This window comes from Neolewinella lacunae (assembly GCF_014349155.1).
In the GTDB taxonomy this organism is placed as follows: domain Bacteria; phylum Bacteroidota; class Bacteroidia; order Chitinophagales; family Saprospiraceae; genus Neolewinella; species Neolewinella lacunae.
Genome location: NZ_JACSIT010000139.1, coordinates 40,666 through 60,402 on the forward strand (window position 1 = coordinate 40,666; position 19,737 = coordinate 60,402).

10 protein-coding genes and 1 tRNA gene are annotated in these 19,737 nt (G+C 58.1%); 5 read left to right on the plus strand and 6 right to left on the minus strand.

The features are described 5' to 3' along the window. The first annotated feature begins 184 nt into the window (after positions 1–184). On the plus strand, positions 185–1,237 hold the full coding sequence (gene porQ, locus H9S92_RS15480) for a type IX secretion system protein PorQ (RefSeq protein WP_187467601.1): 1,053 nt from the start codon (positions 185–187) through the stop codon (positions 1,235–1,237). Between the two features lie 31 nt (positions 1,238–1,268). Here the strand turns inward: porQ and H9S92_RS15485 are convergent, their stop codons facing one another. Both H9S92_RS15485 and H9S92_RS15490 read right to left on the minus strand, forming a co-directional pair. Further along, a complete protein-coding gene (locus H9S92_RS15485; protein WP_187467602.1) occupies positions 1,269–1,739 on the minus strand; it encodes a nuclear transport factor 2 family protein in 471 nt (156 codons plus the stop codon). 178 nt (positions 1,740–1,917) lie between these two features. Next, on the minus strand, positions 1,918–2,493 hold the full coding sequence (locus tag H9S92_RS15490) for a hypothetical protein (protein ID WP_187467603.1): 576 nt from the start codon (positions 2,491–2,493) through the stop codon (positions 1,918–1,920). 148 nt (positions 2,494–2,641) lie between these two features. Between H9S92_RS15490 and H9S92_RS15495 the strand changes: the two genes are divergently transcribed. The 4 genes from H9S92_RS15495 to H9S92_RS15510 all read left to right on the plus strand — a co-directional run bounded on the left by H9S92_RS15495 (position 2,642) and on the right by H9S92_RS15510 (position 7,735). Continuing rightward, on the plus strand, positions 2,642–5,563 hold the full coding sequence (locus H9S92_RS15495) for an FAD-binding and (Fe-S)-binding domain-containing protein (RefSeq protein ID WP_187467604.1): 2,922 nt from the start codon (positions 2,642–2,644) through the stop codon (positions 5,561–5,563). A 119-nt stretch (positions 5,564–5,682) separates the two neighbouring features. Beyond that, complete coding sequence (locus H9S92_RS15500; protein WP_187467605.1) at positions 5,683–6,261, plus strand: DUF3109 family protein; 579 nt, start codon at positions 5,683–5,685, stop codon at positions 6,259–6,261. 408 nt (positions 6,262–6,669) lie between these two features. After that, positions 6,670–7,542 (plus strand): bile acid:sodium symporter family protein, encoded by an 873-nt coding sequence (locus tag H9S92_RS15505; RefSeq protein WP_187467606.1) that lies wholly within the window; start codon positions 6,670–6,672, stop codon positions 7,540–7,542. A 116-nt stretch (positions 7,543–7,658) separates the two neighbouring features. Then, positions 7,659–7,735: transfer RNA gene (locus H9S92_RS15510), tRNA-Met, on the plus strand. A gap of 144 nt (positions 7,736–7,879) precedes the next feature. On the opposite strand, the gene H9S92_RS15515 is transcribed toward H9S92_RS15510, so the two are convergent. From H9S92_RS15515 to H9S92_RS15530, 4 genes are all read right to left on the minus strand, one after another. After that, complete coding sequence (locus H9S92_RS15515) at positions 7,880–11,158, minus strand: VCBS repeat-containing protein (protein WP_290283558.1); 3,279 nt, start codon at positions 11,156–11,158, stop codon at positions 7,880–7,882. Positions 11,159–11,261: 103 nt separating this feature from the next. Further along, complete coding sequence (locus H9S92_RS15520; protein ID WP_187467608.1) at positions 11,262–14,618, minus strand: VCBS repeat-containing protein; 3,357 nt, start codon at positions 14,616–14,618, stop codon at positions 11,262–11,264. 106 nt (positions 14,619–14,724) lie between these two features. After that, positions 14,725–16,218, minus strand: coding sequence for a RagB/SusD family nutrient uptake outer membrane protein (locus H9S92_RS15525; RefSeq protein WP_187467609.1), 1,494 nt, complete (start codon positions 16,216–16,218; stop codon positions 14,725–14,727). A 125-nt stretch (positions 16,219–16,343) separates the two neighbouring features. Continuing rightward, entirely contained in the window at positions 16,344–19,346 is a 3,003-nt protein-coding gene (locus H9S92_RS15530) for a SusC/RagA family TonB-linked outer membrane protein (RefSeq protein ID WP_222936134.1), read from the minus strand. Between the last annotated feature and the right edge of the window lie 391 nt (positions 19,347–19,737).

The window sequence follows — 19,737 nt, forward strand, 5'->3', positions numbered from 1 at the left end:
AAGCCGCGACAATACCTTGCCCGACCCAAGCCCCCAAAAAAAAGCCCTCCCCATCTGTTAAATCCTCTTCCCAGCGCCACATTCCCCCCCGCAGCCCTATCTTGGTAGCAGAGAAAAGCCCTGTCCCCAACCCTGGGGGCCTATCTTTCCGGCCCTTACCTTCCGACCTCTACCAAACTTACCCATGCGGATTCTGTCGTTCTTCCTTTGGCTCTGCCTCACCGCCCCCCTTACCGCCCAGGTGGGTGGCATTTCTGCCTACGAGTTCCTCAACCTGCCCAACTCCGCTACCATCGCGGCCATGGGGGGGCACCACATTGCCTTGATGGACGATGACCTGAGCCTGGCCCTGCGCAACCCCAGTCTGCTCAATCACCGCATGGACCGCAGGGCGGCCCTCAGCCACGCCTTTCACCCGGCGGGCATCAGCAACAGCTCCCTGGCCTACGGGCACTACCGCGAGTCCATCAAAACAACCTTTCAAGTCGGCCTGCAATACGTGGACTACGGGGGGGACCTGGTGCGGCGCGACAACACAGGGACCGTGCAAGGAAGCTTCTCGGCTTCCGACTATGCCCTGACCATCGGCGCTGGCCACCAGATTGAAGATCGGCTTTCGCTCGGGGCCAACCTCAAGGTCGTATCCTCCCAGCTCGCGGGCTACGGAAGCATCGGGCTGGCCACTGACCTTGCCGTTCACTACCAGGATACCTCCGGCCGCTTCGGCATCAGCCTGCTGGCCCGCAACGCCGGCCGCCAGCTTTCCACCTACGACGAACTCAGCGGCCGCGAACCCCTACCCTTCGAACTCCAACTCGGCATCAACCGCGAACTGCGCTACCTCCCCTTCCGATTTTCCCTTATCTACCGCTACCTCGACCGCTGGAACATCCTCTACGATGACCCCGACGCCGAAAACACCTCCCTCACGCTGGGCCCCGATGATCAGCTGGCCGAACGCGGCGCCGGTGCCGTATTTCTGGATAACCTCGCCCGCCACTTCGTCTTCAACGGCGAACTCCTCATCGGCAAGGCCCGCAACTTTCGCCTCCGCTTTGGCTACAACCACGGCCTGCGCCGAGAACTTCGCCTGGTGGATTTTCGCAGCGGCGCGGGCTACTCCTTCGGCTTCGCCTTCCGCACCAAACGCTTTTCCCTGGCCTACGGACGCAGCACCTACCACCTCGGCGGCGGCATCAACCAGTTGGGGCTCGACATCGGGTTTGGGCAGCGTTAGGGTCAGATGACTTACGGGAATCCTCCCGGCACTACTCCCCTCCGGCAAAACCATCCAATAAGCGCCCGGTAGAAGCCCGGATTTTTCGCCGCAGCATGGGCGACCAACCCACCAACCACCCCGGCAGCCCTAGTGCCTGCCGCGACCACTTCCAAAGATCAAACACATCGGTGTGGCGGATGATTTTGCCGTCTTGAAACACGAAGGAGGCGTGAATTTCATTGACCACTTTGCGTCGCTTGGGCCCGTAGAAATATTCTGCCCGCCAGCTGGCACTGCCCCGGTCGCCCGTTGTCGCCACCTCTCCGTAGCTCACCCGCAACTCACTGCCCCCCCGGGAAAGCAGCATCCTCCACATATTTTTGGCCCGCTCGCCGCGCAACATCCCAAACGCAGGGTCTTCGAAAACGACATTATCCGCGTAGCAAGCCAGCATCCCGGCGGCATCACCCGCAGCAAAGGCAGTGTAAAATTGGTGGATCAGCGCGGCGTTAGAAGGCATTTTGACGGAGGCTTTTTTTGCAATATACACCAAAGGTAGTGATGGGTACTGCCGCAGCTTCAGCCTGACCCCCAGGTATTGTCGCGGCTTTAGCCAGACCTGTATAGTCGGGCTAAAGCCGCGACAATACCTTCCCCGCCTGAAAGGTCGGACGAAAGCCACGATAATACTAACCCCCTCAATTCGACATCTCCCGCACCGCCGCCGGCACCAGCAAATCAATCATCGACGCATTCTCCGGCCGGTATTCTACAAAATACCAAGGCGCGTTTTCCTTCCTCCGGATGGCAAACATGGATTTGCGGGTGGTTACCTTCAGAATGTTCCTGGTCCGGTCCACCGTCACCTTGCCGTAATTCTTTTCCAGCATCCGCACCACCCGCTGGAGGTTGTCTGGTTCGCAGTACTTTGCGGAAACGAGGTGAAAAGAGATGCCGTGGTGAAAATCGACCGGTGCGTAATCCACCCCCCGGCTGCTGACGATTTCCCCAATGCGGTCAACGGTAAAGTCGGTAACCTTGATGGTGATGTTTTCGTCCGATTGCAGGTTGTTGAACTGGTGGACCAACACTTCGCGGGGGACGATTTCAAACAGCTGGGGGTCCGTCAAATCCAGCAAGCCTTCTACGTTCCAGGCCATTGTTTGGCGGCCGTATTCGGCCAGTCGGTTGGCTATGGCATTGTATTCTCCTCCCGGCTGGGCGGCGAGGGAAAAAGCTAGAAAAAAAACAAAGCAGCAAGCAGATAGGCGCAAATCGGGATAATTTAGCAACGCGACCAACCGGAAGTCTCACTACTATAGAACGTAGGATCACCGAATCAGCCATAAGACATGGCAAAGATACGGGGCTCCGGTAGGGAAACCAGCAAACGGCCCGTTTTCCCGTATTATTTTTGCGAGGATGCTTGTTTCCTCTCCCCCCTGGTCTGATTTATCCGCTGCCCTGACGGGCGAACTGCACTTCGATGAAGCCCACCGGATGCTCTACGCAACCGACGCAAGTGTGTACCGGGAGTTGCCACTGGCCGTGGCTTTCCCCCGCCACGAAGCGGATATTGTGACCTGCGTCCGCTTCGCTGCCCAGCACGGCATCTCCATCACCCCCCGGGCCGGGGGCACCAGCCTGGCCGGACAGGCCGTCGGCGGCGGACTGGTGGTCGACGTCAGCCGACACCTCCGCCAGATCCTCGAAATCAACACCGCTGAGGGCTACGCGGTGGTTGAACCCGGCGTCGTCCGCGACCAACTCAACGCCGCCCTCCGCCCCCTCGGCTATTGGTTCGGGCCCAACACCAGTACCGCCAACCGCTGCACCCTGGGCGGCATGTTCGGCAACAACAGCTGCGGCAGCACGAGCATCACCGTAGGCAGCACGCGCGATCATACGCTGGCCGCCCGCGTGGTGCTTTCCGATGGGGAGGTACACGACATCGGGGCGCGGCCGCAGGTGCAGGCAAAGGACCTGGAGCAAGGAACGGCCACCGGAGCCCTCGCCCGTGCCCACCGCTACCTTGCCCAAACCCTGACCAACCCTGCCACCCGCCGCGCCATCGCCGAAGCTTTTCCCAACCCCGCTATTCAGCGTCGCAATACGGGTTACGCCCTCGACCTCATCGCCCGGCAAAAGCCCTTCGACCCGGCGGGGCCCGACTTCAACCTCTGCACCCTCCTGGCCGGATCGGAAGGAACCCTGGCCTTCACCACCCGCCTGACGCTGCGCATCCTGCCCCTGCCCCCCGCGGGTACGGCCGTGGTAGCCCTTCACTTCAATTCCATCGACGCCGCCCTCCGCGCCACCCAGGCCGTGATGCTACACCGGCCCTTCAGCTGTGAGTTGATGGACGACACCATCCTCCGCCTGGCCCTCGAAAACCCCGAACAACGCAAAAACGCCCGCTTCGTCGTCGGCATACCCCGCGCCCTGTTGCTGGTGGAGTTTCGGGCGGAGACCGACGCTGCCGCCGCCGCCCTTGCCCTGGCGGCCACCAGCCAGCTGGCCGGCGAGGCCCCCTACGCCCAGCCCGTCCTCGCCGGCAGCCCCGCCGCCAACCAGGTCTGGGCCCTCCGCGCCGCCGGCCTGGGCATCCTCGGCAATATGGTCGGCGACGCCAAAGCCGTAGCCTGCATTGAAGACAGCGCCGTAGCCCTGCCGGACCTGGCCGACTACATCGCCGACGTTACCAAACTCATGGACTTCTACGGCCAACACCCCGTGTACTACGCCCACGCGGGAGCCGGGGAGATTCACCTGCGGCCCGTCCTGGACCTCAAAACCACCCAGGGCCGCACCGACTTTTACCACATCACCAAAGACGTGGCCGCCCTCGTCAAGCGCTACCGGGGCAGCTTCAGCGGTGAGCACGGCGACGGCCGGGTGCGGGCACCGTTTCTGCCCGACTTGCTGGGCCCCGAAGTCTACCAACTCCTGGTAGGCCTCAAACGGGCTTTCGACCCCCAAAACCTCTTCAACCCCGGCAAGATCGTCGAAGCCCCCCCGATGAACGAAGGCCTCCGCTACGCCGCAGACCAGCCCACGCCGGAGTACCGGACGGCGCTGGACTTCAGCCGCGAAGGAGGCCTCCTGGCCGCGGTAGAAAAATGCAATGGCTCCGGAGATTGCCGCAAACTGGAAGGGGGGGCCATGTGCCCGAGTTACCGCGCCTTGCTTTCAGAACAACACAGCACCCGCGGCCGCGCCAATACCCTGCGCGAGGTACTCACGCAGCACCAACACGCCGAACCCTTCGGCCACCCCGCCCTGGCCGAGGCCCTCGACCTCTGCCTGGCCTGCAAGGCCTGCACCAGCGAATGCCCCAGCTCGGTGGACATGACCAACCTGCGCGCCGAGTACCTCTACCAGCGGGGGCGGGTGAGCCTGCGGACGCGCCTGTTTGCCGCCAACGAACACCTGTACGCCCTGGGGAGCTGTCTGCCAAAGCTGGCCAATTTCCTGCTCCGCACCACTGCCCCCGTCCTCAAACGCCTGGCGGGCATCGCCCCGGAGCGCAGTTTGCCCGTCTTCCCGGCCGAGCGGCTGCGCACCTGGTGGCAACGCACCCCTGCACCTGCCACCGGGCCCACGGTTTACCTCTTCGGCGACGAATTCACCGACCTCCAGGATCCGCACACCGGCCGCGCCGCCATCACTCTGCTGCGCCGGCTGGGCTACCAGGTGGTGTGGCCCGCCCACGCCAGCAGCGGCCGCGCCCAACTGAGCAAAGGCCTCCTCAACGCCGCCCGCCGCCGCGCCAGCCGCAACGTAGCCACCTTCGCCCCCCTCGTCTCGGCCAGCACCCCCCTGGTGGGCCTCGAACCCTCTGCACTGCTGGGCTTCCGCGATGAATACCCCAAGCTGCTCCGTGGCCAGGAAGCCGAAACCGCCCGCGCCCTGGCCCGGCACGTTTATACCCTCGATGAGTTTCTCTTCCGGGAATTTACCGAAGGACGGCTCAGCCCCGCCAGCTTTGGGCCCCACCCCGCCCGACTGGTCTTGCACGTGCACTGCCACGAAAAAGCCCTGGGCGAAGCCGCCCAGTGCGCCGCAACGCTCGCGCTGCCCGCCAATTTTTCCGTTACCCTTCTGGACAGTGGCTGCTGCGGGATGGCAGGCTCCTTCGGCTACGAAGCGGAGCACTATGACCTGAGCACGCGCATCGCCGAAGACTCCCTGCTGCGGCATCTCCGTACTTTGCCTGCCCACACCAAGCTCGTCGCCAACGGCACCAGCTGCCGCCACCAGGTTAAAGACCTCCTGGGGCTGCGCGCGCTGAGCACCGCCGAAGCCCTGCTGGCCAGCTGGGATCCGCTGGATTCCGGCCACTGAAGTCCGCAGCGCATAACCATGCCCCACCCTCTTGCGTTAAGCATTTTACCCCTCCCCAATTTCAGCGCTCCCGGAAGGAAATCCCCGCCAGGGCCGTTGCCGCCTTCATACCATTACCTATGTACCTGATTGGATCCGTGCTGGTTAGTACCGACGTCGTCGAAGAACAATTTGCCTGCAACCTGAGCGCCTGCAAGGGTGCCTGCTGCTGGGAAGGCGATTTTGGTGCGCCCCTCGAAGCGGAAGAACTGCCCATCCTCGACGACATCTACCCCCGCATCGCGCCTTTGCTCAGCCCCGAAGGCCGCGCCGCCATCGCAGCACAGGGGCGCTATACCAAATCCCCGGAAACGGGTGGACACGATACGCCCCTGCTCGCCAACGGCGCCTGTGCCTACCTCACCAAAAACGCGCTCGGCATTGCCCAGTGCGGCATCGAGCAGGCCCACCAGGCGGGGCTTACCGACTGGAAGAAGCCCATCAGTTGCCACCTCTACCCCATCCGGGTGAAGTCGCGGCCGGAGGTGCGTTTTGAAGCCCTCAACTATGACCGTTGGGACATCTGCTCGGCCGCCTGCACCCGGGGAGCCCAGGAGAAAATCCGCGTGTTTGAGTTCGCCCGGCCCGCGCTGGAACGCAAATACGGCACCGCCTGGTACGAAGAACTGGAAGCCGCCGTAGCCCAGGGAACGGAGTAAGCAGGTGCCAGCCCAACGCCCGGCTACCGGGCCATACCAGCGGGAAAATGCCAAAAATCACGGCCGAAATCCGGGATTATTTACCGATACCGCCAAAATTCCATTTTCTGGCATATTAACCACCTGATTATCAATAGCTAACGACCCAAAAAACAGCCTCACAATGAGAAAAAAGATGGAAATAATAAAAATAAAAAGACCGGTTGTGCAAAGCACAGCCGGTCCAGAAATAAACACCTAAAACCCTATTAACATCTTCAGAATGTTGGGGCAAACCAACACCCAGAAATTTATGAGTAGCCTGAGCAGGCACCCATCGTTCTTAAGTTGGTGATACGTAGTCTCTCCAACTTGATTGCGAAGTTAAGTACAATACTCGAACCTGCCAAAGATTTGTAAAAAAAATTTATGCTCGATCTGCTAATCGCCCTGGTGCTCGCCGTTGTCATGTTCAGTATTGGATTGAGTCTCAAAGCTTTATCTTTCAGAAGATTGTTTACATCGCCACTAGTGTTGGTACTTGGGTTACTCCTGCAACTATTGTACTTACCAGCTTTGGCCTTTGGGGTGGCGCTGTTGCTGGACCTTCCTCCAGCCTTTGCCACGGGCCTCGTGATTCTTTCGGCTTGCCCGGGTGGCCTAACGAGTAACTTCATCAGCTATCTCCTGAAGGCGAATACTACGCTGGCGGTCAGCCTGACGATTTGCAACACTTTTTTGTCCATGCTCACCATCCCGCTCATTGTGAATTTGGGGCTGGATGTGTTTTGGACGGGCGAGGGCCTGGCCCACCTCCCGGTGCTCCCTACGGCGGCGCGGATTTTTGTGGTGGTGCTGATTCCCGTCCTTCTGGGCATGGTCTTCCGGGCACGGTGGGAGGAGCGGGCGGAGGTTTTGCAGCGGCAGCTTCGTTGGGTCAGCGTCGTACTGCTGGGCATCCTGTTCGGTCTCAAATTGTTTGCGCCCAGCAGCGCCGGGGGCAGCAACCTGACGCTGGCAGAAATTGGCATCATCCTGCCCGCCTCCTTGCTCGTTAATGTCCTGGCCTTGTTCTCCGGCCACGTTTTTGGCAGGCTTTTTGGCTTCGGGCGCAATGCCCAGATCACGCTGGGCGTGGAGGTTGGTATCCAGAATACGAGCCTGACTTTTCTGATCACCTCTACCTTGCTGCAAAACGAGCAAATGCTCAAACCCGCCCTGGTGTACGCCATGTTCACCTTCTTCACGGCGCTGGCCTACGGTCTTTGGCTGAAACCCGGTGCGTGGCGGAAGATGCTCTAAAGCCGGGGTGCTGCCACACCTTCCCACTAATTTTCCTTTCCACTGTTGCTCATAATAAACGGAGCGCTTATCTTTGCACCCGCTTAAGCCCAGGGCCACCTGGGTTGGGCGCCTTTGGCGCGGTAGCTCAGCCGGTTAGAGCGTGCGATTCATAATCGCAAGGTCGGGTGTTCGAGTCACCCTCGCGCTACCAAAATGAAAAGGAGTTGGGGTTTTCCCCGGCTCCTTTTTGATTTTCCCAACCTCCCCTCTTTTTGCTGCTGGCGAGCAGCCATTTGGCGCGGCCGCAGGTGCAGCTACAGGGACCATGAGCAACGGAAGTCCCAGCACAGGTACTTTACTGTGGCACCCGCAGTAATTTCAACGCAGCATTATTTCTAGCCACGAGAAAGGCCGGGCGGCCGCCAACGGTAATGGGACGAATGGCGCGGACCTCGCCATCAATGCGCAAATTCCCCAGGCGCTGGGTCCCGAGGACTCCCTCCGGGCTCACCGTCAGGGCCTGTACCGTGCTGGCGTCGTACCAGCCCATTTCGATGTTGGACCCCTTGAAATTACCACCCACCAGCCAGGTGCTGCCGCCATTTTCCATGGCTGGCATCCGGGCGGCCGCGCCGAGGGTGGAATACTGGAGGGGATCGGGGAGCAGTTCGGTGGAGAAATTGCCGTTGCCGTCGTTGGCCAGGTAGGCGCTTTCCAACTGGGTGACCTGAATTTTTTTGGCCTTCGTCAGTTTGTCCTTCCCAAAAATTTCGTCCATGCTGGATTTGGCCATGTCCTGGGCAAAGAGGTAGCGCTTCTTCATGGACGGAAACTGCTTCATCAATTCGGAGTGGCTGGCGAAAGGGATTTCCACCCCTTTCACGTAATAGGTCAGCACCTGGTCGAGTTTCTCATCGCCATCAAAATCGTTGAGGTAGAGGGAAAGCGGAGTTTGGGGGGTGGGTTTGAATTTGTTGTTCGCGCCCAGGTTACCCGCCAGGATATCCAGGTCGCCGTCACCGTCAAAGTCGGCCGCCTCTACCGTATTCCACCAGCCGGCTACGGTAGTGAGTTCCCGCCGGACGAAGCGGTCGCCCTCGTTTTGAAACAGCAAAATGGGCTCCCAGTCTACGGCCAGGAGGAGGTCCTGGTCTCCGTCCTGGTCCAGATCCACCCACTGCCCGTCTTTCACCATGCCTGCTGCGGGTAGTTCTGGGGACCAGTCGGCAGTGCGGTCCTCGAATTGTCCGTTGCCCAGGTTGATGAAGAGGTAGGAGGCCGGGATTTCTCCGTAGAACCGGGGAACGACGCGGCCGGCAAAGAAGAGGTCCGTAAGCCCATCACCATTGACGTCGGCGGGCAACACCCGGGAGGCGGTCATGAAGAGGTCGGGGAAAACAGCCTGCCGGGTAAATTCGCCTTGGCCGTTGTTCACGTAGACGCGCTGGCCGCGGGGCTCCTGGTTGGCAAAGTACTCGTTGCCGCCGGCGGCGACCACCAGATCGAGATCGCCGTCATTTTCCAGGTCAAAAAAGGCAGCATCAACGTCTTCAAAAATGCTGTCCTGGTAAATTGCCCGAGCATCGCTTTGCTGAAAGGACCCGTCGGGCCGTTGGAGGTACAGGGCGCTGTGAAAGCGTTTGGAAGACCCCACGAAGAAGTCGTCTAACCCATCGCCATTCACATCGCCCACCGCCAGGGCTGGCCCTTCGGTGGAGACCATGTGGGGAATGAGGGGCTCGCGCGTAAAGTCGACGAAGGGATTTTCCTCGTGGAAAAAGTCAATACCAGTTTCCTGCGTAATGTCCTCCAGCGCCAGTTCAGCAGGACTGGCCACGGTACGCCGCGAAAAGTCGTAGGCAGGCAAGCCCGCCTCCCAGGCAACCGTCAGCAGGGTGTCGTATTGCACCGTCGGCATACGGGTGTAAGTGCGGTCGGGCCAGACGACAAGAATGGAGTCAATGTCTTCTACCCCCCCCAGGCCAAGGTGCAGGGGGCCGGCGCTGCTGGATTGGTAGCCGCGCACGGGGTAATTTTCATAAATCTTACGACTACCAGCGGCATAAACGATGGCAGAAGCCCCGATGGCATTGCGGTTGCCAGTGGGTCCGCGCAAGTCCAATTGTAAATAATGCCCCCGCCCGGGCTGGCCATTGATGAGGTTCTCGTACACGAAGGGCTCGTCGTCAATGTTGTTGGTCACCACGTCCAGATCCCCGTCGTTGTCCAGGTCGGCCACTATGGCGCTGCTGGAGTAGGATACTGCGCCGTTGCGTACCACCTCGCTGAGGTCTTCAAAGCGCAGATTGGCCTGGTTGCGGTAAAACTTGTTCTTTATTTTGACCTCTGGCATTTTATCCACGTAGGAAAGATCATCCTTATTGATGTCATTGAAGCTTTCCTTGAATTTGAGGTCATCGTTGGTCTTGAAGTTGATGTAATCGATGTCGTTCATCCGCCGGGGAATGCCGTTGCTGACGAACAAATCCTTCAGCCCGTCGTGGTCCATATCGAAGAAAAGCGGGGCCCAAGACCAGTCCGTAGCGTGAATACCCGCAAAGGCCCCGATCTCACTGAAGGAACCGTCACCGTTGTTCAGTTGCAGGGTATTGCGCGAAAACTGGGGGTTGTACCCGAAACCGAGCTTGAATTTAAAGACGTCAAAACCGTCTTCGCCCAACGAGCTTTTCAGGATGACCGGGTCTTCGGGCAACATATCGAGGGAAAGGATTTCCGCGTTGCCGTCGTTGTTGAGGTCGGCAATATCCACGCCCATGGAAAAGCGGCTGGTGTGCTGGATTTGCTCGGTGAGCACTTCCCGGAAGGTGCCGTCCTGGTTGTTGAGATAGAGATAGTCGTTTTCGTGAAAGTCGTTGCCGATGTAGAGATCGGGCCAGCCATCGCCGTTTATGTCGCCTGCCGCGACGCCCAGCCCGTAGCCAACGACGGAGCTGATGATGCCCGCGCTGGCGGTGATGTCGGTAAAACGCCCGCCGTCGTTGCGCAGCAGCCGGTCTCCCGACAAGGGGTGGGGGGCGTCTTTGAGGCCCGCCCTTTTGCCGAAGGTGCCGTTCTGGTGCAGGGAGTGGTTGAGTTGAAAAAGGTCCAGATCGCCGTCCAGGTCGTAATCAAAAAAAGTGGCCTGGGTACCGAAACCGACCAGGTCCAGCCCGTATTCGGCGGCCATATCCTTGAAAACCGGCGTGCCGTTTTCGATGCCTTGGCAGACGTAAAGCTGGTTGCTGCCTTGCAGGACGAGGTAATTGCCTACCTGCGAGACGTAGATGTCCAGCAGACCATCTTGGTTGATATCGACTACGGAGGCTCCGGTCGTCCAGCCGCTTTGGCCCGCGAGGCCCGCTTCTGCGCCGACCGGACGAAACTTCAACTGGCCTTCGTTGAGATACATTTTGTTCTCCCCCATGTTGCTGGTGAAGAACAAATCGATCAGGCCATCCTGGTTGAAATCCCCGGCGGCGAGGCCACCACCGTTGTAGAAATACATGTAATTGAAAACGTTGAACTCCGGGCTAAGGGTCAGGGTATTCCGAAAATCCAGGCCAGTCTCCGCCTGTCGCAGCAACTGAAAAGGAGGCTGGCTGGCTGGGGCCTCATTTTTCGGTTCGCAATTCACTAAAGCCAAGCCCAACCATAGTAATAGTCCTGCTTTTAAAAAGGAATTCATTCCTTGCATGGTATGTTTTTTTGCCGGCAAATCTTCCCGGAAGACCGTCCTTTTACTGAACGGGCGCGTTTTCCAACCTAAACACCTGCGGGGGGGCGTCGTTTACGGTGGCCACCAGATAGGCCCTCCCCCCGATGCTGATGCGGGTCAGCGACTTCATATCGCCGGCCACGGTAAAACCGCTGCGCTGGTTGGGCAGGAGGGCAAAATTGCCTTGGTTGTCGTTGAGTAACACGTGGCCGTAGCTCGCGTCGAGCTGCGAAAATTGGGGGAGAAAACCGGAAAAATTACCGCCCATTATCAGGTCAGTCGCTCCGTCGCCATTGACGTCCGTACAGCTGATGTCACAAACGCACGAGAGCTGAACCTCCTTGGGCAAGGGGCGCAGGGTAAATTGCCCGTTGCCCTCATTGATGGCTACGGCGGATTTGAAGTAGTTGGCCTCCAGCACGCGGGCTTTTCCCAGCGCTTCGTGCGTAAAGAGATCCTGTATCGATTTTTTGGCGTATTCCTCGTGTTTGAGGATGGTCTTTTTCAGGCCCGGCAGTTCGGCGGTCAGGTTACGGCGCATGGCCAGCGGCATATCTTTTCCGTCCAGGTGCTGCGTCATGATTTTTTCGGTGCGTCCGTTGTTGTCAAAGTCCGCCACCCAGAGTTTAGCGGGGTGTTCGGCGTCGGCGCTGAAGTAAAAATTCTCGCCCCGGTTGCCCAGGATGAAGTCCTGGTCGCCGTCGCCGTCCACGTCGGCAGCTTCAATGACGTACCACCAGCCGGCGTAGTTGGCCAGGTTGGTTTCCATTTCTTCCAGTTTTTGGCCGTTGAAAGTAAAGAAGCGGGGCGTTCCCCATTCACTTACAATGGCCAGGGCGCGGGCGCGGGTGCCGGGCCCGTTGTCGAGCGATGTCCAGACCGCATCAGTGACCATCCCTACGGATGCCAAAACCGGTGCTTGCTCCCGGGTAACGTCGCGGAACGATCCCGTGCCGTTGTTTTCGTAGAGGAAGCTGACGGTCTGGGCGGCGTAGTCCTGGGGTTTGCCGCGGGTCCCGACGAAGAGGTCGAGGTCGCCGTCACCGTCGTAATCCAGCGGCACGGCCACGGAGGTATTGTAGGCGTAACGGGGCAGCGAATTGCTGCGCATGCTGAAGTTGCCCGCCCCGTCGTTGAACAAGAGCTTATCCCCCAGAAAGGGGGAATTGACGCCATCAAAGTTGCCGCCCGATCCGGCAAAAATATCCAGATCGCCGTCGCCATCAGCGTCAAACAAGGCGATCCCCGTGTCTTCCGTTTCCGATAGCTGCCGGAAAATGGATTGCTCCTGCAAGACCAGTTTGCCGTCTTGCTGAAAGTACAATTGGGCGGCCTGGTAGCGGGCACCGCCGATAAAGAGATCGTCTTGGCCATCGCCGTTGAGGTCTCCGCTGGCGGCAATGGGGCCTTCGTTGGTCAGGGAACGGATGACTAAGCCTTCGTTGAGCAAGTCCAGGTAATCGTCTTCCCGATGGGCAATAAGTCCCAGGTCTACCGGCGTAAACGGGCGGTCGGCCAACTCCGTCTGGGCCGACTTATCCGCAGGAGCCCGGCGGGTGGCGGAAGCATAGTCGATGGTAAGCAGGGTATTGGCCGCAGGTTGCAGCAGGGTGCTGACCGTCCGATCTGGCCAGGTCACGCGGAGGGAATCTGCTCCTGGCCCTTGCCCCAGACCGAAAATGGCTTTGTAGTCCACGCTCGACTGAAATCCACGCGTGGGCATAACCTGAGCAGACTTTACTTCCTCTCCTTGGAAAACGTCAATGCGGGCACCAACGGCGAAGGTGTTTGTTCCGCTGCCCTTCAGGAGAACGGAGAGGTGCTGGTTGGCTAGCGTTTCTGAGCGGTTTTGCATCAGGAAGGTTTCCTGATTGACGTTGTTGACAACCAGGTCCAGGTCGCCGTCGTTGTCGAGGTCGCCGTAGGCAGCACCGTTGGAGAAGGAGGGCAGATCGCCGCCCCAGCTGAGGGTTACGTCGGTGAAGCTGAGGTCGCCGTTGTTCCGGAAAAACTTATTGGCGAGGGGCTCGGAAGGCATCTGGGCCAGGACTTTGTCAAAGGATTCCTTCTCTCCGGTCAGTACCATTTTCTGAACGACGTCGTTGGCGAAAAAGTCGATAAAATCCTGGTTGGTCAGGTTGTGGTAAATGCCGTTGCAGACGAAAATATCCCGTAAGCCATCGTTATCGGCGTCGAAGAGGAGTGCTCCCCAGCTCCAGTCGGTAGCCTCCACGCCGGCGAAGTGGGCGATTTCGCTGAATACCCCGTTGCCCGTATTGAGCTGGAGGGTGTTGTGCATGTATTGGTTGTAGAAACCGCGTTGTTTTTTGAGTTCAAAGACGTTGAGGTCTTCGAATTGTACCGTGGTTTTACGGCGATAGTCGCTTTCGGGCAACATCTCGGTGGCGAAGATCTCCGGCGCACCGTCGTTGTTAAGGTCGGCCATATCCGCCCCCATGGAGGCCAGGCTGAGGTGGCGGGTGCGCTGTTCTACTTCTTCGCGGAAGGTGCCGTCTTGCTGGTTGATGTAGAGATAGTCCCGCTCAAAGAAGTCGTTGGAGACGTAGAGGTCGGGGTAAAGATCGCCGTTTACGTCGCCGACGGTGATGCCCAGCCCGAAACCGATGAGGCTGCCGTAGATGCCCGCAGCTTCGCTGACGTCGGTGAATTTGCCATTGTCGTTGCGCATTAATTTGTCGCCGCCCCCTTTAAGGAAGTCGCGGACTTTCCAGTCGCGGGCGTACAGTTCGCGGTTGTTGCTGTAGTTGAGGGTGTTAACGGGGATGAAGCTGTTGTTGAGGATGTAGGCATCCAGGTCGCCGTCCAGGTCGTAATCGAAGAAGGCGACGTGGGTGGTGTAGCCTTCGTCGGCCAGGCCAAATTCCGTGGCAGCTTCGCGGAAGGTGCCGTCCTGGTTATTGATGAAGAGGCTGTTTTTCTGGTCGCTGCCCTTTTGGAAGCCGGCGTTGCAGACGTAGATGTCGAGCCAGCCATCGGCATTGAGATCCACCATTGCTACGCCGGTGCTCCATTTGTCGGCCAGTTCAATGCCTGCGGTGGTGGAGACGTCGTCAAATTTCCAGTTGCCCCGGTTGAGGTAGAGCTTATTGGGGCCCATGTTGGCGGTGAGGAAGACGTCGGCCAGGCCGTCGTTGTTGACGTCGCCGATGGCTACTCCGCCGCCGTTGTAAAAATTGCGGTAGTTGAAGATGTTGAAATCGGAGGAATTGACCACCTCGTTTTTGAAGGCCAGGCCGGTGGTGGCGGCGGGCATCAGGTCAAAAAGGCGTGGGCCATTTGCAACGGAGTTCTCCTGCCCTCCCTTGCTCCCACAAGCCAAACACAGCACCAGCGTCAGCGCCCCAATAAGGTACTTCATAGTAAAGATAGGTAAGTAGTAAAAAGGAGAGAGCGAGCGGATGGTCCACTCGCTCTCTCCGGCCAGGCAGGGTCATTTCATAGCAATGGCCCTTCCAATTTCCTGGTTAGTATCCAGGGTTCTGCTGCAGGTTGGGGTTAGAGTCCAGGGCCTGTTGCGGGATCGGGAAGAGTACGCGGGTGGGGTCGCTACTGGTCTTTTCCGTCCAGCTGTCGGTGAAGGTTCCGAAACGTACCTGGTCGATGCGACGGAGGCCTTCCCAGTAGGTTTCGAAGCTGCGCTCGGCCAGCATAGCTGCTTCGTCAATGGAGCCCAAGGTGGCACCACCGCGGGCGGTACGCATTGCGTTGATGGTGGCGAGGGCACCGGCGCTGTCTCCTTTGCGGAGTTGCGCTTCGGCCTTGTTCAGCTGCGCTTCGGCGTAGCGGAGGATGATGTATTTAGAAGCGCGGGCGGGGTGGTACTTGATGACGCGGATACCCTGGGCAGTTGGTGCGCCGGCGAGTTTCACCTCTTCGGTGAACTGGAGGGGCATCTGCGTGCGGGTATCAATAATGATATTGCCGTTGTCATCAAACTGCTGTCCTTGGAGCATACCGACGCCAATGCCGGAGAAGGCCGTTCCATCGGGCGTCGCGTCCCGGCCGAAGCGGGGGTCGTTCTGGTCCCACTGGTCGTAGAAATCAGAAATGGTGGTGAAGCCGTTCCAGCCGGAGGGGTTTTGGCTGTAGTGAAGCGTCATCATCCAGCGGTTCTGGCCGGAGCCTTGGTTGCTGACGAGGATGGGCTCTTTGTCGGTGCCAACTTCCCAGATGCTGAAGTAATCGTCGTCGAACTCGTAGCCTTCGGCCGTGAGGAGATCCGCGTACTGAATCACTTTGTCGAGGTCTGCGGGATCGTGCTGGTAGGGACCAGCGGGGTCGGCGGCCGTGTAAACGGCTTTATTGAGGTACATCCGGGTCAGGATGGCGTAAGCGGCTGCTTTGCTGCCACGGATGTTCTCGCCGGGCCCCACGCTGGGCAGGTTGCTGATGGCACCTTCTACCCTCTCGATGGCACGGTTGAGTGCTTCGGAACGGGAAAGGACGCGGGGAAGGACGTCCACGCCTTCGTCGAATTCACGGAAAGGAACCTGACCGTAGAGGTCAAGTACGTGCCAGATGTAGAACCCTTGCAGGAAGTTGGCCTGGGCAGCTTGCTCCGCATTGGGGTTGGAAGCCAGGATTTCTGCAGTTTTGAAGATCCGCTGGTTGAGGGCGTTCCAGGCGTTGAGCACCTGCTCGTGGGTAGGGTCCCAGGAGTGTGCGTGCAGGGTACGCCATACGCCGTTGTCTCCCCAGTCTACCCCACGAGTAGGTGGGATCATCTCATCGGAAGGGTGCTGGAAAAGGCTGTAAAGATTGGCCTGGTCGGTGAAGACGCTCAGGTCGTTGTACGCCGCTTCGATTAACTGCGCAGGGTCTCCTGCGCTCGCGCCGCCGGAAGACTCAATGACGACCGAGTCAATCTCTTCAACCTGAAGGTCGGTACAACTATTGAAGGCAAAAAAGGAAAAAGCCACCGTGGCGATAATTCCTTTTGAAAGATAGTTAGACTTCATGTCTTGTTTATTTAGGAAAGTAAACGGACAAAAATGTTAATGCACTTGGGAAGAATACCCAGAAATTCCAGGCCAATATACGCCCAAATGCATTAACAATTTGTCAGTTTAACTTCATAAGTTAATTAAAATGATGCGTTTACACCAATGGTGACGGTACGGGCCCGTGGGTAGGCCGTGTAGTCGATCCCGATGGAAGGAACACCATTGATGGGTTTGCTGATGCTGACCTCGGGGTCCTGGCCGCTGTAGCCAGTGATGACGAACAGGTTCTGACCAGAAACGGTGAAGCGCAGGTTAGAGAACACGTTGCCGGATACGGGTACGGTGTAACCGAGGGATACGTTCTGGAGGCGTACGAAGTCACCTTTCTCGAGGAAGCGGGTGGATACGTCGGGGGCATTGAGGGGACCTTCACCGTTTCCAACTACGTCACGGGTTACGTTGCGGCCGTTGGCCAGAGAGCCAGCGGTGAAGAAGGCGTTGGCCGTATTGCTGTAGATGGAGTGACCGAACTGGCCGGAGAAGAAGATGTTCAGGTCGAGGTTACCCAGGCGGAAGATGTTGGTAAGGCCACCGGTAAGGGTGGGCAGGGGGCTGGCACCGACGAACTCCTGAAAGTCACCGTTGGGATAGATGGATACCCCTTCTGCATCGTAACCGCCGAACTCCCGGAGGAAGTAAGCGTAAAGCGGCTGTCCTTCGGCAATCCGCTGGGCAAAAGCACCGGTAAGACCCTGACCGTTGATTTGTCCGGTATTGATCAAGCCGCTGAAGTTTTTGACTACGTTGTTGTTGTAACCGGCGTTGAAAGAGATATCCCAGCCAAAGTTTTCCTTGTCTACTGCGACGAGGTTAAGGGCAAGTTCTACCCCTTCGTTGATGATGTCAGCGTCGAGGTTGTCCCACACGAAAGGCGTAACGGCCGGCTGAGCAGAGGTGATCTGGATCAGGAGGTCATTGGTATTCTTGCGGTAGTAATCAAAAGAGCCGGAGATGCGGTTGTTGGCAAAACCGAAGTCAATACCAGCGTTGATCTGCGCGGTAGACTCCCACTTCAGGTCGGGGTTGGCAAAGGCGATGGTGCTCAGGTTACCACCGTCGATGTTGTCGACACCGTTGTTGAAGTTAAAGTCGCTGTAACGCTGGCGGGTTTGGTAGAGGTTGTGGGGCAACTCCTGGTTACCCGTGATACCGTAACCTACCCGCAGGCCGAGGTCGGAGAATGCATCCGGCACAAATCCCTCGTCAATCATACGCCATTTGAAAGCCGCCGAGGGGAAAACACCGTAGCGGTTTCCACCACCGAAGCGAGTGGAACCATCCGCACGGACGGTAGCCGTAAGGAGGTACTTATCGGAAATACCGAAGTTAACCCGGGTGTAGTAAGACTGAAGTTCGTCTACCGTGCGGAAAGAGTTCGTACCCACAGCACCTGCATTACCCAAAGACTGATTTGCAGAAGCCAGGTTGTTGATCATAATGTCCAGGTCAGACGTGCGGAAATCGGCGTAAGCAGCTCCTTTTCCGGCACGCTCGAAGCGCTGGTAGGAATAGCCAACAAGGCCGGTGAAGTCTACTGAACCCACTTTCCTGGTATAGGTGAAGTAGTTTTCCCACAGGTCATTCTCCACCTGGATATCGTTCAGGTTCAAACGGCCGATACCGAATACCCCGGTGCCGGCCAACAAGTCCCGGGACTGTGCATCAACGCGGCTGGAGAAAGAACGGTCCAGACCAACGACGGTCTTGAAATTCAGGCCTTCGGCGATTTTGAGGTCGGCAGAAACGTTGCCCAGCATGCGCAGGGTATTGGTGAAACCTTCGTAGAGGTTCAGCAGCGCTACCGGGTTAGGCTCGGTGTTGCTCAATTGGTTGAGGGTACCATCGGGGCGGAAAACGGGTTGCGTCGGGTTCGCTTTCAGGATGTTGCCCAGCAGGTCACCTTCAAAACCAGAGTTGGTCGTGATGGGAACGTTGTCGTCGTGGATGTCAGACACCGTTACTTGCGTACCGAGGGTCAGACGGTCGTTGATGAACTTCTTGGTACCGTTGAAACGAGCGGAAAGACGCTGCAGGCCAGACTCTTCCACGATGCCCTCCTGGTCCATGTAAGATACGGAGAAACGGTAGTTGCCGTCGGTATTACCGCCACCAAAAGAGAGGTTGTGGTTGGTGGTGATGCCCGTGCGGAAAATTTCGTCCTGCCAGTCGGTTTCGGTACCGCCATCCAGCACGGCGGCAGCCGCAGCACCGTTGAAGTCGGTGTAGGCGTCAAGGAATTCATCGGCGTTGAGCAAGTCGTAGCGACGGGAAATTGCGGCAAAACCTACGCTGAAGTTGTAAGACAATGAGCCACGCTCACCCGCACCAGACTTGGTAGTGATGATTACAACACCGTTGGCACCCCGCGAACCGTAGATGGCCGTTGCAGAGGCATCCTTGAGTACGTCAATACTGGCAATGTCGTTAGGGTTAAGGAAGTTGAGCGGGTTACGCGCGGTGGTGTTACCCAGACCGCTGATGGAACCGTCGGCGGAAGTGTTTTCGCCGGACAGCGGAACACCATCCACCACGAAAAGCGGGTTGTTGTTACCGCGCACGGAAGAAGTACCACGGATGCGGAAGTTGACGCCCGCTCCTGGCTCACCGCTGGTCTGCGTAATCTGCACACCGGCCGCGCGGCCCTGGATGAGTTCTTCGGGAGAGGTGATCACCCCGGCGTTGAAATCCTCTTCCGTAAGCGCAACCACCGCTCCGGTGATATCAGACTTCTTCACCGAACCGTAGCCAACAACAACTACCTCGTCCAGCAACTCGCCAGAGGAGAGTGACACGGTGAAAGTTGTCTGGCCATTGATGTCAACAACCTGGGTTGAATAGCCCGTGTAAGAAATGGTGAGGGATTCGGCGTTGGCGGGCAGGTTGATGGAAAACTTGCCGTCAAAATCAGTTACCGTTCCCGTGGTGGTTCCAGTAACGAGAACACTAGCCCCGATGAGGGGGTCGCCACTATCCGCGTCAGTTACTGTACCGTTTACAGTGGTCTGTGCCGTCAGCACGCCGGTAAACGCTACAAACAGCGCGAAAAGGCAACCACGCATAAAATGGTTGGAAATAAGCTTCATACTACTACTTAATGTTTGAAAATTGTGAATGTTATGTAACCCCTACGCATCCGTACGGGAGAGGGCGCTCGTCTTTGCAGGACGATGCCATGATTTACCAAAGTGTTGGGGGAAGCGTGTATCCGGCATTGCCTGAGCCGCCGGAACCGGAGAATTGCGTGATCGTGTATTGCATGTTCGTAAAACAAAAAATCCCAAGAATAGTATGCAGGCAAATATTATTGCGTAAACATCAACCAGAGCTGAGCCTTTTGCCCCGCAAAAATGATAATTCCCGGAGTAAGAAACAAGCTATGGCCTCATAATTTTCCCTGCCAATCCCTCGGGCAGGGCAGAGTAAACGCTAAAACTTAACACAAAAGTAACGAAACCGTTGGGCTAACGCTGCCTT